Annotated in this window: 11 protein-coding genes and 1 other RNA gene; 8 read left to right on the top strand and 4 right to left on the bottom strand. The window is 52.0% G+C overall.

All coding sequences use genetic code 11. The features are described from left to right. Positions 1-125 precede the first annotated feature (125 nt). The 4 genes from B0D95_RS10685 to B0D95_RS10670 form a co-directional block, all read right to left on the bottom strand. On the bottom strand, positions 126-1502 hold the full coding sequence (locus B0D95_RS10685; RefSeq protein WP_078043891.1) for a heavy metal sensor histidine kinase: 1377 nt from the start codon (positions 1500-1502) through the stop codon (positions 126-128). After that, the gene (locus tag B0D95_RS10680; protein ID WP_078043890.1) at positions 1495-2199 is read right to left on the bottom strand and encodes a heavy metal response regulator transcription factor; all 705 of its coding nucleotides are present in this window, start codon (positions 2197-2199) and stop codon (positions 1495-1497) included. Before B0D95_RS10680 ends, B0D95_RS10685 begins: the two co-directional genes overlap by 8 nt. Positions 2200-2312: 113 nt before the next feature. After that, on the bottom strand, positions 2313-3299 hold the full coding sequence (locus B0D95_RS10675) for a DMT family transporter (RefSeq protein ID WP_244904857.1): 987 nt from the start codon (positions 3297-3299) through the stop codon (positions 2313-2315). Positions 3300-3442: 143 nt separating this feature from the next. Further along, positions 3443-5824, bottom strand: coding sequence for a TonB-dependent receptor (locus B0D95_RS10670; RefSeq protein WP_078043889.1), 2382 nt, complete (start codon positions 5822-5824; stop codon positions 3443-3445). 259 nt (positions 5825-6083) lie between these two features. On the opposite strand from B0D95_RS10670, the gene rnpB reads away from it, so the two are divergent. The 8 genes from rnpB to mraY all read left to right on the top strand — a co-directional run bounded on the left by rnpB (position 6084) and on the right by mraY (position 14571). Further along, positions 6084-6466, top strand: an RNA gene (gene rnpB, locus B0D95_RS10665) — RNase P RNA component class A. Between the two features lie 376 nt (positions 6467-6842). Further along, positions 6843-7283: a division/cell wall cluster transcriptional repressor MraZ gene (gene mraZ, locus B0D95_RS10660; protein WP_078043888.1), complete on the top strand. Its 441-nt coding sequence runs from the start codon at positions 6843-6845 to the stop codon at positions 7281-7283. Positions 7284-7291: 8 nt separating this feature from the next. Beyond that, a complete protein-coding gene (rsmH, locus tag B0D95_RS10655) occupies positions 7292-8221 on the top strand; it encodes a 16S rRNA (cytosine(1402)-N(4))-methyltransferase RsmH (RefSeq protein ID WP_078043887.1) in 930 nt (309 codons plus the stop codon). An 87-nt stretch (positions 8222-8308) separates the two neighbouring features. Then, positions 8309-8668, top strand: a complete 360-nt coding sequence (gene ftsL / locus B0D95_RS10650; protein ID WP_078043886.1) for a cell division protein FtsL — start codon at positions 8309-8311, stop codon at positions 8666-8668. Beyond that, positions 8665-10524: a penicillin-binding protein 2 gene (locus B0D95_RS10645; RefSeq protein WP_078043885.1), complete on the top strand. Its 1860-nt coding sequence runs from the start codon at positions 8665-8667 to the stop codon at positions 10522-10524. Before ftsL ends, B0D95_RS10645 begins: the two co-directional genes overlap by 4 nt. After that, a complete protein-coding gene (locus tag B0D95_RS10640; protein WP_246841573.1) occupies positions 10524-12101 on the top strand; it encodes a UDP-N-acetylmuramoyl-L-alanyl-D-glutamate--2,6-diaminopimelate ligase in 1578 nt (525 codons plus the stop codon). The genes B0D95_RS10645 and B0D95_RS10640 overlap by 1 nt, the downstream gene beginning before the upstream one ends. Next, entirely contained in the window at positions 12098-13489 is a 1392-nt protein-coding gene (gene murF, locus B0D95_RS10635; protein WP_078043883.1) for a UDP-N-acetylmuramoyl-tripeptide--D-alanyl-D-alanine ligase, read from the top strand. Before B0D95_RS10640 ends, murF begins: the two co-directional genes overlap by 4 nt. Further along, the gene (gene mraY / locus B0D95_RS10630; protein ID WP_078043882.1) at positions 13489-14571 is read left to right on the top strand and encodes a phospho-N-acetylmuramoyl-pentapeptide-transferase; all 1083 of its coding nucleotides are present in this window, start codon (positions 13489-13491) and stop codon (positions 14569-14571) included. The genes murF and mraY overlap by 1 nt, the downstream gene beginning before the upstream one ends. The last annotated feature ends 1 nt before the right edge of the window (position 14572 follow it).

Here is a 14572-nt window from a genome sequence, read left to right as displayed (position 1 = left end):
TTCAATAAATTGCCCAATAGGCACACGTAATCTTGATACATATTAGATGGATGAATAGGTCGATAGGCTGACGTTTTACTGACAGGTTTGTCAGAATCTTGCAGGTGGAGAATGATTTACCTTTTTTAATAAAGCGCCATCGAAAAACCAAAACAATTAATACCATTATTGCTGCGAGCAAATACATCGCCGTGGTGCATGAGTGCTACAGCACGCACAATCGATAAGCCCAGACCATGGTGCATATCACTGCGCGCCCGCGAGGCATCTATACGGTAGAAACGTTCAAATAAGCGGGTAATGTGCTGTGCGGCAATAGGCTCCCCTTTGTTGGCAACACTGATTAGTGCAAAACCATTTTCTTCTTGCAAGCTGACGGTCACATGAGTGTTATCTGCTGCGTGGCGCGCGCTGTTGCTGAGCAGGTTTGCCAGCGCACGATGAAATAACCGGCGATCAACTCGCGCTTGCACATCGCCTTCGATGACCAGATGCAGGGATTTTTCCAGGAAGGATGGCTCCAGGTACTCCGCTGTTTTTAGCGCTTCCTCCCGCAGCGATACCTCGCTCAATTGAGTAGCCTGTTCACCGGCTTGGGCATGGGATAAAAACAACATGTCATTAACAATAGAGGTCATGCGCTCCAACTCTTCCAGATTGGATTGCAGCAAATCCTCCAGCTCGTGCTGCTCGCGTTGTCGCGCTAAACCCAGCTGGGTCTGGCCAATCAAGTTAGTGAGCGGGGTGCGCAATTCGTGTGCGACATCGGCATTAAAACTTTCCAATTGGTTCCAGCCAATTTCCTGTCGCTCCAACACACCGTTAAACGACTCTGCCAACACTTGCAATTCTACCGGTAAGGCTTTGGTATTTAACCGTTGACCGCGATTACCCGGTGCGAGGTGATGCGCTTGTTGGCTGAGATGGTTGACCGGCAGCAAACCAATACGTGCCACAAAAAATCCGAGCAGGGCAACCAGTGCAATACCTACGACAGAAATTAAAACCATGGTGCGGGTGAATGCCTGCAGTGTTCCCATATAGGGAGTGGAGTCGAGCGCGGCGACATAGCGCACGGCAGGTCGATCGCCCTTGGCGGGAATTTCAGTAATCAGCAAGTACAGTGCGCAGGGTTCTTTCGGTATGCGGGAAAATCCGCTGGGCTGTTTCGCCCAATCAACCCCTTCAAGCGGTTCGCCGCCCACACGATAGCGCGGGTCGTCGCTGAGCACCCAATAGTGGGTATGGCCACCTTCAACAGTAGTCCAGTTTGCCAGTTTGGTTTCTACGGTTGACCAGTCGGAAAGGGATTCGCGCGCAGTAATGTAAGGCACCATCAAACTGTGGCGAAATTGTAGTTCCTGATGTATTTGCTGACGCAAGGAGTTCTGCAATGACTGGCGCAGCATAAGTGCCGAGACTGTAACAATGGCGACGGCCGTTAAGGCGAACATCAGCGCAAGACGAACAGCGATAGACTGGCTGATAAAAAACTTATTCATAGTGGCCTGGACGCGGAAATTCTGACCGTGCTTCCAGTACGTAGCCCATGCCGCGCACTGTGTGAAGCAATTTGACGGGGTAGGGCGCATCGATTTTGGCACGCAGGCGTTTGATCGCCACTTCCACAACGTTGGCATCGCTATCGAAGTTCATGTCCCACACCTGTTCAGCGATCATCATTTTGGAGAGGATTTCCCCCTGTCGCCGCGCGAGCAGGCTAAGTAACGCAAATTCTTTGGCGGTCAATTCAAGTCGCTGCCCGGCTCTGGTTACCCGGCGTGCCAGTAAGTCCAAGTGCAGGTCGTCTATCTGTAATTGAGTGACATCGGCACCATCCCTATGACGGCGACGCAATAGCGCTTGAATGCGCGCTACCAATTCAATCAGTGAAAAAGGTTTTGCTAAATAATCGTCCGCGCCGCTGCGCAATCCCTTGACTCGTTCATCCACCGAACCGCGCGCCGAGAGCATCAGTACCGGCGTCTGTTTGCTTGCCCGCAACCTTTCGAGTACGGCATAGCCATCTTTTCCCGGCAGCATGACATCCAGAATTATCGCGTCGTAGTCATGTTCTTGTGCGAGGTGCAGTCCATCTATGCCATTGTCTGCCACATCAACCATGAATCCCAATTCGCTCATGGCGCGGTTGATGTAAGACGAGGTTTTTTCTTCATCCTCGACGAGAAGTAGACGCATTTTGAAAATCCCCCATCGCTGGCAACAACTGCACCCAGTGTAACTGTCTCTGTCCAACATAAACCCAACATTTGGCTGACATTTTTGTCAGAAAGTGTCTATTGACGCGAGGCTTAAAGTTGATCTGACTCGGGCTTGGTGGGAGTGACCTTGGTGAAGCGGGATTTAAACGCAATGATCAAACCTGATACGGCGACAACTGCCATACCAATCAGGCTGGTGCCATCGGGGATTGTGCCGAAGATCATCCACCCCATTAGCCCTGCCCAGAGCAGTTGCAAATAGGTCATGGGCGCCAGCACCGAAGCGGGTGCGTGGCGGTAGGCGAGGGTAAAGAGGTAGTGGCCCAGCCCACCGGTCAGGCCCATGCTGAGCAGCAGGATGAATTCCAGTGTGCTCGGTGTTTTGTTTTCCCAGTACCAGGGCAGGGCGATGCCGAAGATAATCGAGCCAATCAGCGCGGTGTAAAACAGCAGGGCGATAGCTTTTTCGGTACTGGCCAGTAACCGCGACAGCAACTGGTAGGTGGCATTGGCGCAGGCGGCCATCAGCGCAAAAAATACCCCCAGTGCATCCAGTCCACCACCGGGGCGCGCAATTAACAGCACCCCGATAAACCCCGTCACTATCGCCACCCAGCCCCAGCCACCAATCCGTTCACTCAACAGGGAACCGGCGAGCAGTGCTACCAGTGTGGGCGCGAGAAAATTGATCGCAGTGGTTTCAGCCAACGGCATGCGCTGTAGCGCCATCCCCATACACAGGGATGACAGCGTGAGTGCCAGGCCGCGCAAGACGACAAGACCTGTACGCTGGGTTTTGACCAGTTGGGTGGCATGGCGCGGTGCGAGGATAATCAACATCACAGAGCAGTGAACCAGGTAACGCATAGCCACCACAAAGGGCACGTTGTAATGGCTCGTCAGGTATTTGGTGATGCTGTCCATGCAGGTAAACAGGAATAATGCCGCCGCAGCGAGCAGGAAACCCTTGAGGATATTGTGTGGCAGGTGTGAGTGCTGCGGTTGTGCGGATACTGAGGGGCTGGCCTCGGGTCTGGATTGTGGCTCCGGAGTTTGTCCGGCGGGGGAATCGCTCATTGCTCGTAATCCAATCGCAGCGCAAAAATAAGTCGTATTAATAATAGCAGTTGTGGCTCGTTGCTGGCAGTGAAAACGTCAACAAAAAGGGCGCCGTAGCGCCCTTGGGGTATATGGAGGCTGCGAAGCTTCCAATTGAAGGATTAAAAACGGATGGTTCCCTGAATGGCTACGCTTCTGGGGCGTTCATAAAAGGCGTAATAACCAGAGCCCGTTCCGCGCGTGACTACGGATGCCACTGGCAGCCCGTTAGCGTAAGGGATGATGGATTCATCGGTCAGGTTTTTGCCAATCAGCGCCAGTTCCCATTTTTCACTGTTGTCACTCAGTGCAATACGCGCGTTGATCTTGGTGTAGGCGTCTTGGGTGAAGCGTGGGTCAAGTGACGGAGTGGTCAGGTAGTCATCGCTGTAGATCAGGTCAAGGGTGTTGACCAACTGCAAGCCATTACTGAAATGAATGGTGTAATCAATCCCCAGGTTGCCCTGGAATTCCGGCGTGAACTCACGGCGTTTACCCGTGGCATCGCATACATCTGGGTTGGTGGGGTTGCGCTCGGCAATGGATTGGCCAAAGTAACACTGGGAATTGGGGAAATCGGTGTACTCAAAGTCGATGTAAGCACCCGCACCGCGCAGCAGGATATTGTCTGTAAGCGCCCAGCGCCCATCGACTTCCAGCCCTTGCACAACTGCCTGACCGGCATTGGTGACATTAAAACTGAGGCTGCCGTCAAATTGGCTGGTTTGCATGTCTTTAAATTCGGAGCGGAAGGCGGCGACATTTAACTCAGCAGCACCATCTGCCAGTACGAATTTGCCACCAATTTCGTAGTTGTTAACCTTTTCCTCTTCAAATTCCCAGGTGCCCTCAATAGCGGGGTAAACGCCATCCAGTTCATTGGGTGCGGCATTGGCTCGCACATCAAAACCGCCGGATTTAAACCCGGTGGTAAAGCTGGCATAGAGCATATCGGTGCCATTCAAGTCGTGTTGCAGGGTGATCAGTGGTGTAAAGCCGGATTCATCGCGATCCCCGCTGATTGAGTGCGGGTCGATTTTGAACTGGCTCCAGATAATGTTGTAGGGATCGCTTGGGCCACCTTGCGGCAAGGCGACACCGGCATTGCTGACGTGGTATTGGGTACGCGTCGCCTCTTTGGTTTCGGCGGTGTAGCGTGCGCCTACAATCACACGCGACAAGTCAGTCACATTCCAGGTCCCTTGGGCGAAGATCGCCGCTAGATCGGTGTCCTGCTCAAACTCGCGATTGGACGCGGCACCGCGCAGCAAGTTGGCGGCGGTTGCACCCAGTTGTGATGTAAAAGCGGTCGCAATAAAGCTATCGGTGGGAACGCGAATGGCGTCGTGGAACTTCATCGAGCTGCTTTGGAAGAACAGGCCGCCGATATAGCTGAACCGGGTATCTTCTGGCGAGGCGATGCGAATTTCCTGGCTGACCTGGCTGTAGTCTTCGTTCGACAAAATATTAAAGCCCGGTGCGCCGGTGAAGTCGCAATCGCACAGCTCATCATAGGTGTAAGCGTTATAGCCGGTGATGGCCGTCAGGGTGTGTTCACCCAACTCGCGCTCAATAGTCAGGGTCACATTTTCAGTGTCGTTATAGCTGAAATCGCCATTGGACTGGCGCTTCCAGTCATGAGTGGTATCCAGTAAGTACTGGCCCTGGGTAAAAAATTGCAGCGCATTCGCATAGGGCGTAGCAACACCGGTTTGCTGCGACGGGATTTCGATGGGCTTAACTACCTCAATGTTGCGGCCTTCACTGTCAAACGAACCATCTTCCAATTTAAGCGTGATATCCCACAGGTCATTGGGCTGCCACTCCAGTGTTGCGCGGATCACCCGATTTTCATCGCCCGACTCATCGCGGCCGAGGGTTGTGTTCTCCATAAAACCATCAATGCTGCTGTGTAAAATCGCGAGCCGCCCGCCCACTGTGTCGCTAATAGGGCCCGAAAGGACAAGGCGAATATCCTTCTCTCCGTGTTCGGGTTCATACAGCGCGGTCAGCTTGGCTTCGTGTTCGCTGCCGGGTTTTGCAGTGGTGATACTGATCGCACCGGCAGTGGAATTTTTGCCAAATAAAATACTTTGCGGGCCACGCAGGATCTCTACGCGCTCCAAATCCAGAAACGGTGCCCGCGACAATTGCGAGCGCCCAAAGTGAATGCCATCCACATACTGCGCCGCCGACTGCTCAAAGCCGGGGTTTACGCCGGAACTGATACCGCGAATAGCGATATTGGTGCCAATACCCGTTTGAGTCATATTGAAACCGGGAATATAGTCCGCCACACGTTCAATACTGGTAATGCCAGCATCCTCCAGCTTTTTGCTGGACAGTGCGCTAACTGAAATAGGCACATCACGCAGGCTTTGCTCGCGCTTTTGCGCGGTGACCATCACTTCTTCCAGCGCGGGGCTGTTGTTTTGTGCGGCGGCGGGTACAGCTATGTGCAACGCAATAGCCATAGCAAGAAAGTTGTGTTGATACGCTTTCACTGGAAGTTCTCCTGGGCTTTTATTGTGAGATCCGATTCAGGGAGATGATCTGTTATAACAAGTAATTGATCAGTGTTAATTAATAGACTAAGGCGGCAAAAATACCAGCTAAAAACCCTTTTGGGTGACAATTAGCGATAAGTCCATCGATATAGAGCTTGTTATTGATATGAATGAGGAAATTGGCGACAAATTAAAACCAATCCCGGGCAATTGTTGTGCTTGCACTTGTCGCCGTGGGCAGTTAATGTGCCGCCTCGGAGTCGGCCCGACAGTCGCTCCGATGTTAACTGTATGGCTCTCTTGAGTGCTGTGTGGTGCATCGGGGAGGAAAGTCCGGGCTCCATAGGGCAGAGCGCCAGGTAACGCCTGGGAGGCGTGAGCCTACGGAAAGTGCAACAGAGAGTAGACCGCCTAAGCACTCGCAAGAGTGACGGTAAGGGTGAAAGGGTGCGGTAAGAGCGCACCGCGCAACTGGCAACAGGCTGCGGCATGGTAAACCCCGCTCGGAGCAAGACCAAATAGGCCCTCAATGATGCGGCCCGTATCGAGGGCGGGTAGGTCGCTCGAGGCCAGTGGTGACACTGGTCCCAGATGAATGACTGTCCACGACAGAACCCGGCTTATCGGCTGACTCCGACTTTATTCCGCTTTATTTGCCAGTATGTGATGTGTAGTTTGTGGTTTGCTGTTCTCTTCAAGGTCGAATTAGACCGAATCCTTCTAAAGATCCCTGCTTATTACCGCGAAATAATTTCAAACTTAATGTTTTACATTAGGTTTGTGCGCTATCGCTTTGTTTTGATTGTTTAAGTTGCGTTTTGTGGCGGTGGTATTGTGTCATTTCCCTTCTTGTTCGCCGATTTTTCCTGATTTTTCCCGTGAAATTACCCATGTTTTCGCGCCAGCTCGCTTGACTTTGACCTGCTCCGATTTATAGTGAGCACCGTGGGGAAAAGTGGGTATTTGTGGTTTTTTGTGGTTTTTTGTGAAAAGTAATCCCATCAAGTGGTGAAAAGTGTTTACAGGCAGTCATTCCATTAGCATGGACCCCAAGGGTCGCATGGCGATACCAGCGCGCATTCGCGATTCGCTGCTGTCGTCCAGCGCCGGGCGTTTGTGGGTGACAGCACACATGTACGAACGCTGCTTGCTGGTTTATTCCGAACCTGAATGGGAGCCCGTGCTCGCCAAGGTTCAAGCATTGCCCGCTGGCAGTGAGCAAGTCCGTAAGATTCAGCGCCGCTTTATGGGGCAGGCGGTGAATCTGGAGATGGACGCTAACGGCCGGATTCTGGTCCCCCCCACTCTGCGCGACTTTGCGCATCTGGATAAAAAACTGATGTTGGTTGGTTTGGGCAATAAGTTGGAGCTGTGGAATGAAGACAGCTGGAACGCGCTCATGGATCAATCAACCGATGGCGATATGCCAGCCGAATTACAAAATCTTTCTTTCTAGGTATCTACGTGTCTGACGCTCAACACATCACCGTGCTCCTGAACGAGGCGGTAGAGGCACTGGTTACCGATACCTCCGGTTTTTACGTGGATGGCACCTTCGGGCGCGGTGGTCACAGCAGTTTGATCCTGCAGCAGTTGGGCGCCGAAGGGCGCTTGCTGGGGATCGATAAAGACCTCGCGGCGATTGCCACCGCCACAGTGCGCTTTGGTGCTGATGCGCGTTTTGCGATTGCCCATGGGTCGTTTGCCGAATTGGCCGCGCTGATGAGTGAGCGCGATATGACCGGCAAGGTGACCGGCGTATTGCTGGATTTGGGCGTGTCATCGCCGCAGTTGGATGAAGCCGAGCGAGGCTTCAGCTTTATGCAGGATGGCCCGCTCGATATGCGTATGGACCAAACCCGAGGCCAAAGTGCGGCGGATTGGGTTAACAGCGCAGACGAAGACGAAATTACCTGGGTGCTTAAAGAGTTTGGTGAGGAGCGTTTTGCCAAGCGCATGGCGCGCGCCATTATCGCCGAGCGCCAAAAGCAACCGTTTACACGCACCAAGCATTTGGCAGAAGTGATCAAGGAGGCAAATCCGGCGTGGGAAAAGGGTAAGCATCCGGCAACCCGCGCTTTTCAGGCGATTCGCATCCATGTGAATAACGAGCTGGGTGATCTTGAATCGGTATTGGATCAAGCACTCGCGGTATTGGCACCGGGCGGCCGTTTGGTAGTGATCAGCTTCCACTCGCTGGAAGATCGCGTGGTAAAGCGGTTTATTCGCCGTCAGGAATTGGGTGACCCTGTACCCAAAGGGCTGCCAATTCGCGATGACCAATTAAATAAACGCATGCGCTCACTCGGTAAGGCAATCAAGGCGAGCGACGCTGAGGTGAGTGCGAATGTCCGCTCACGCAGCGCCGTGATGCGAGTGGCCGAGAAATTGTAAATCCCGATTGTTCGTCGATTGAATCAAAACTAAAGCAACTATCAGTCAGTTACACAGAACCTTCACCGCTAAATTGCCAGGGATTCCATGAACAGAAGTCTCCAATCACAACCAAAACCGCCAGCGGCCAGCGTATTGCTGATCGTCGCGGTATTGTGGGTGGCGACAGTGGTATCTGCGTTGGGGGTGGTGGCCACTACCCAATTGGTGCGCCGCGATGTGAATAGCCTGGAAACCCTGCGTCGCGAGGCGGCACAACTGCAAGTCCAGTGGGGGCAATACTTGCTGGAGCAAAGTACCTGGGCTGCTTATGGTCGCGTTGAGAATGCAGCGATTTCCGAATTGAATATGATGGCGCCCACCCCTGAAGACATAGTGATGATTTCCGGCGACCGAATAATCGATGGTCGCGGTCAGGCGCAGGCGCCTGCGGCAGGTGGTCAATGAGCCGTTCCTCTGCCTTTGAGCCGCGCCGCGCTCGCCCACTCGCCAAGCCTGATCACAAGCCGCTTAAAGTGGCGCGTTGGCGTTTCTATGGCGTTGGTTTGGTGTTGGCCGTGTTGGTGGGTGTGCTGATCGTTCATGTCGCCAGCCTGCAAGTATTACCCAATACCGATAAAGGCTATGAATTCCTGCAGGATCAGGGCGAGTCGCGCACCCTGCGTACGGAAATTATTCCTGCCTATCGCGGTGTTATCACTGACCGCAACGGTTCACCTCTGGCGGTGAGTACACCTGTTTCTACGCTCTGGGCCAACCCTAAGGTCTTGTCGCAAGCCCCTCACCGCATTGCCGACCTGGCGCAGGCGCTTAAAGCCGATAAGGCGGATTTGGAATCGCGTTTGGCGCGTTATGCCAATAAAGAATTTATGTACCTGCAACGTCAAATGTCACCCGAAGCCGCGCAAGCGGTTTTGTCGTTGGATATTCCCGGCGTTTACGAGCAAATTGAATATCACCGCTATTACCCCGCCGCCGATGTGGCTGCCCATTTGGTTGGTATGACGGATGTGGATGATCGTGGTCAGGAAGGTATGGAGTTGGCGTACGACGCCTGGCTCACCGGTGAAAACGGCGCAAAAGAAGTCCTGAAAGATTTGCGTGGTCGCACAGTAAAAGAATTGCGTTTGGTTAAAGCGGCGCGCCCAGGTCAAAACCTCACGCTCAGCATTGATTTGCGTTTGCAGTACCTCGCGCATCGCGAATTGAAAAAAGCGGTGGAAGCGAGCAGCGCTGTCGCAGGTTCTATTGTGATTCTCGATGTGCTCACTGGCGAAGTGCTCGCCATTTCCAATTTACCCAGCTACAACCCGAATGATCGCAGCCGCGCCCGTGGCGATGGTTTGCGCAATCGCGCTATTACCGATTTATACGAGCCGGGTTCAACGGTGAAACCCTGGGTTGTGCTCGCCGCGCTCGATAGTGGCAAATTTAAACCGGAAGATGTTATCGATACTAACCCCGGTTATTTTATGGTGGGCAGCAAACCTATTAAGGATCACCGCAATTATGGTGCGATGGATTTGGCCATGGCCATTGCCAAATCCAGCAACATCGCCATGACCAAAATTTCATTCGCGCTGGATACTAATACGGTGCGCGATATGTTTGCCCGTTTGGGTGCATCGCAACCGGTGGGCACCGGCTTCCCCGGTGAAGGCACTGGCAACGTGCCGGTACTGAAACCCTTGCAGCGTATCGAGCGCGCGAATATTTCTTACGGCTACGCCATGACCATGACGCCGCTGCAAGTGGTGCAAGCCTATGGTGTGATTGCCTCCGGTGGTGTGAAGCGCCCCGTCTCGCTATTGCGTGTGGACAATGCACCTGAAGGTGAGCGTGTTATCGATAAAAAATATACCGATCAAGTAACGCAAATGCTCAAGCGCGTAGTGACTGCTGAAGGTACAGGCTCACGGGCAAAAGCCATTTCCTATTCGGTCGCCGGAAAAACCGGTACGGCCTATAAAGCTATTAATGGTCGCTATTCAGAAAAACAAATCGCTTCTTTTATTGGTATGGCACCTGCGGATAATCCGCGCATTGTTGCCATGGTGATTGTCGATGAGCCGCAGGGCTCGGGTATTTATACTAACGGTGGTTGGGTTGCTGCACCTGCATTTTCAAAAGTAGCGGAAGATGCGCTGCGAATGTTGCAAGTGCCGCCTGACAATATTTATCAGCACGATAATAAAAGCGTCGTCGATAAAACTGCTAAAAAAGAAGTGCCTGCTGGTGCCGCGCAAACGGATAAATCCGCCACAACAACAGCGGCCGTAAATAATGGGAGGTCAGCTACCTGATGACTACTCATTATTCCATTAACGCTACAACACTCGCGGATATATTGCCGGGGGTTGCGCTGGAAAAAGCCGCAACTATTGCTGTGCGCAATCTGTGCCTGGATACCCGCCAATTAAAAATCGGCGATGCTTTTATTGCGATAGTCGGTAACAAGATAGATGGACGCGATTTTATTGCCAAAGCCATCGAGTTGGGTGCCAGTGCAATTCTGGTTGAGGCCGATAAAAATTGGCAGGGCATTGCCTGGTTGGGTGATGTACCGGTTATCGCCATAGAACAACTTTCCGCACAGGTCAGTGCGATTGCGGCACGCTTTTTTGGCGAGCCTAGCAAAAAAGTGCATTTGCTTGGTATTACCGGCACTAACGGTAAAACCACCTGCAGTTTGTTGGCGGCGCAATTGCTCGCGCGCTTGCAGCACAAATCAGCCGTTGTTGGCACCTTGGGTTACGGCTTGCTTGATACCACCGCATTGGCTCCCATTGCACAGCAACTCGGTGCATTACATTCCACAGGTTTGACCACGCCAGATCCAATTGCCTTGCAGCGTATTTTGGCCGAGTTGGTCAATGATGGTGCGGCCTCCATTGCTATCGAAGTTTCATCGCATAGTTTGCAACAAAAGCGCGTTGCCAATGTAAATGTCCACACTGCAATTTTTACCAACCTCACGCAGGATCATTTGGATTATCACGGCGACCTGACCAGTTATGGCAATGCCAAAGCGCAATTATTACAAGCGCCTGGACTGCACACCACGATTTTCAATCTGGATGACGATTGGGCCAAAAGCCTGTTAGGCAAAGTGCCTGCGGGCGTGAACGCGCTGAGCTATTCAACAAAAATAGCAGCAGATATTTACGCTCAGGATATTGAGCTAAATGCCTTCGGTGTTACCGCTCATTTAGTTACGCCCTGGGGTGAGGCGAAGATTCAATCGCCATTGTTGGGTGAGTTTAATCTCAGCAATTTGTTGGCCATTATTGCTGCAGTGGCGGTTCAGGGTTTTGCACTGGATGCGATTGTTGCCTGTGTGCCCGATTTATTGCCGGCGCCCGGGCGAATGCAGCAGGTGGTGGTTGATCAACAGGCGCAACAAGTTCAAGTAATTGTAGATTACGCCCACACTCCCGATGCTCTGGAAAATACGCTGCGTGCGATTCAGCAACACAAGGCTGGCAATATCTGGACGGTATTTGGTTGTGGCGGTGATCGCGATAAAACCAAGCGCCCGCTAATGGGCACCATTGCCGAACGTCTGAGCGATTACGTAATTGTCACCAACGACAATCCCCGCTCGGAAGAACCATCCACTATTGCCGGAGAAATTCTGCGCGGCATGAATCGCCCCAGTGGTTGTTTGGTGATAGCAGATCGTGCGCAGGCAATTGATTTTGCTGTGCAGCAGGCCAAGGCGGGCGACATAGTATTAATTGCGGGTAAGGGGCATGAGGACTATCAAATCTTCGCCACCCAAACCCTGCCATTTAGCGATACCAAACAAGCGCGTATTGCGTTGCAAAAACGCATCGCCAAATCTGAAAACGACAACAGGTCACAAGGGGCTACACCATGATCAAGCCTCTTACATTAAAGTGGGTTGAAGAGTTTATTGCTGCGCACAAACCCTTGCGTGCAGTCACTGCAAAATGCCATCAAGGCGATGCAGAATTTACCGCTGTCAGTATTGATTCGCGCACCTTGAATGCAGGCGATTTATTTATTGCGCTGCGCGGCGAACGTTTTGATGCACACAATTTTATTCAGGACGCGGTTGCTAAAAAGCCTTGCGCTCTGGTAGTTGAGCGCTTTTTCCCCGAGATTGCCTTGCCGCAATTAGTGGTCAGCGATTCGCTGCTGGCATTAGGGCAAATTGCTGCACTCAATCGCAGTTTATTTTCGCGCCCGGTTATTGCTATTACCGGTAGCAGCGGGAAGACCACAGTAAAAACATTGCTGGCGGGCATTTTGGCTGAGTGTGGTTCAACCCATGCCACAAAAGGCAATTTTAATAACCATATCGGTGTGCCTTTAACGCTGCTGCAACTGGAAGCACATCACGAGTTTGCGGTGATCGAAATGGGCGCGAGTGGCCCTGGTGAAATTGAGTATCTTTGCTCGCTCGCCAAACCACAAATTACCATGATCAATAATGTCATGGCCGCGCATATCCAGGGTTTTGGTTCCATCCAGGGTGTTGCGCGTGCCAAAGGTGAAATTTATGCCGCGCTGCCTACCACCGGTGTAGCGGTGGTGAATTTGGATGATCGCTTTGCACCTGACTGGTTGGCAACACTCACGAATCGTCGTGTGATTCGCGTGTCCTTTAAAGATGCCGACGCCGATTGTTTTGCGCAGGATATTCAAACCAGTGCGAACAGTTTGGAATTTGCTATCAACCTGCAAGGCCAGGCCATGCAAGTTAGCTTGAATGCACAGGGCGAACACAATGTACGCAATGCCTTAATGGCCGCCGCTTGTGCATCGGCGGTGGGTGCAGACCTGCAAAAAATTAAGCAGGGGCTTGCCAATTTTGCCCCCGTAGCGGGTCGCATGAGTCGTCATGTTGGTATCAACGGAGTTGCGCTGATTGATGACAGTTACAACGCCAATCCCGGTTCAGTGCGCGCTGCAATTGATGTGCTGGCGCAAAAGAAACACAGCGTATTGGTTCTGGGTGACTTGGGTGAGTTGGGGACGGAAGCGCCGCAGTTGCACGCCGAACTGGGTGAATACGCCCGTACGAAAAAACTGAGTCATTTATTTACTGTGGGAACCCTCAGTGAAAATGCTGCTACCGCATTTGGCGCTGGCGCTGAACACTTTAAGGATAAAGCGGCATTGGTTGAACATTTAAAAACCATTGCCAACAAAAAAACCACCATTCTTATTAAAGGTTCACGCAGTGCCGCAATGGACACAGTCGTACGTGAGCTCTGTGTATCAGCAGGAGACAAACACTGATGCTGTACTGGTTAGCAGAATACTTACAAGAATACCTGCGCAGTTTTGCAGTGTTTCAATATTTAACGGTGCGCGCCATTTTAGGTGTGCTCACCGCACTAGGTATTTCGTTGCTGCTTGGCCCTTGGTTCATTCGCCGCCTCACGGAATTGCGTATCGGCCAATCCATTCGTAACGATGGCCCGCAATCACACTTGAGTAAATCCGGTACCCCTACCATGGGCGGCGCGTTAATTTTGTCGGCCATTTTTATCAGTACCTTGCTCTGGGCTAACTTATCCAATCGCTATGTCTGGGTTGTGTTAATTGTTACTGCAATTTTTGGCGCGGTAGGTTGGGTGGATGACTATCGCAAAGTTGCCAAACGCGATTCACGCGGTTTGCCTGCCCGTTGGAAATATTTTTGGCAATCCATAGCTGGTTTTGGTGCGGCGGTGTTTTTGTATTACACCGCGCAAACGCCGGCAGAAACACAATTGTTTATTCCCTTCTTTAAAAACGTTGCGCTCGATCTGGGTATTTTCTACATAGTGTTTACCTATTTTGTGATTGTGGGTACCAGCAATGCAGTAAACCTGACCGATGGTTTGGATGGTTTGGCGATTATGCCCAGCGTTATGGTGGCCGGTGCTTTGGCGGTGATTGCCTATTTGGCTGGCCATTCGCAATTTTCGCAGTATTTGCACATCGCCTACATTCCCGGTGCCGGAGAATTGGTGGTGTTCTGCTGCGCTCTGGTGGGCGCAGGGCTGGGTTTTCTGTGGTTTAACACTTACCCCGCACAAGTATTTATGGGCGATGTTGGTGCCCTGGCGCTCGGCGCGGCACTTGGGTTAATCGCCGTGATTGTTCGCCATGAAATTGTCCTTTTTATTATGGGCGGCATTTTTGTGCTGGAAACTGTATCGGTCATTTTGCAAGTTGCCTCTTTTAAATTGACAGGCCGTCGTATTTTTCGCATGGCTCCCATCCATCACCACTTTGAATTAAAGGGTTGGCCAGAGCCGCGGGTAATTGTGCGTTTCTGGATTATTACCCTGGTACTGGTGCTGATTGGTTTGGCAACTTTAAAAATTCGTTAAT

Origin of the sequence: Cellvibrio sp. PSBB023 (assembly GCF_002007605.1) — a bacterium.
Lineage (GTDB): Bacteria > Pseudomonadota > Gammaproteobacteria > Pseudomonadales > Cellvibrionaceae > Cellvibrio.
The sequence above is the reverse complement of the archived record's forward strand: the minus strand, read 5'-3'. Positions and strand labels throughout refer to the sequence as shown.

What these genes read in the sequence shown, in the direction of transcription:
- B0D95_RS10685 (WP_078043891.1), bottom strand. Translation starts at nt 1,502, where the DNA reads ATGAATAAGTTTTTTATCAGCCAGTCTATCGCTGTTCGTCTTGCGCTG.
- B0D95_RS10680 (WP_078043890.1), bottom strand. Translation starts at nt 2,199, where the DNA reads ATGCGTCTACTTCTCGTCGAGGATGAAGAAAAAACCTCGTCTTACATC.
- B0D95_RS10675 (WP_244904857.1), bottom strand. Translation starts at nt 3,299, where the DNA reads ATGAGCGATTCCCCCGCCGGACAAACTCCGGAGCCACAATCCAGACCC.
- ftsL (WP_078043886.1), top strand. Translation starts at nt 8,309, where the DNA reads ATGAACAGAAGTCTCCAATCACAACCAAAACCGCCAGCGGCCAGCGTA.
- B0D95_RS10645 (WP_078043885.1), top strand. Translation starts at nt 8,665, where the DNA reads ATGAGCCGTTCCTCTGCCTTTGAGCCGCGCCGCGCTCGCCCACTCGCC.
- B0D95_RS10640 (WP_246841573.1), top strand. Translation starts at nt 10,524, where the DNA reads ATGACTACTCATTATTCCATTAACGCTACAACACTCGCGGATATATTG.
- murF (WP_078043883.1), top strand. Translation starts at nt 12,098, where the DNA reads ATGATCAAGCCTCTTACATTAAAGTGGGTTGAAGAGTTTATTGCTGCG.
- mraY (WP_078043882.1), top strand. Translation starts at nt 13,489, where the DNA reads ATGCTGTACTGGTTAGCAGAATACTTACAAGAATACCTGCGCAGTTTT.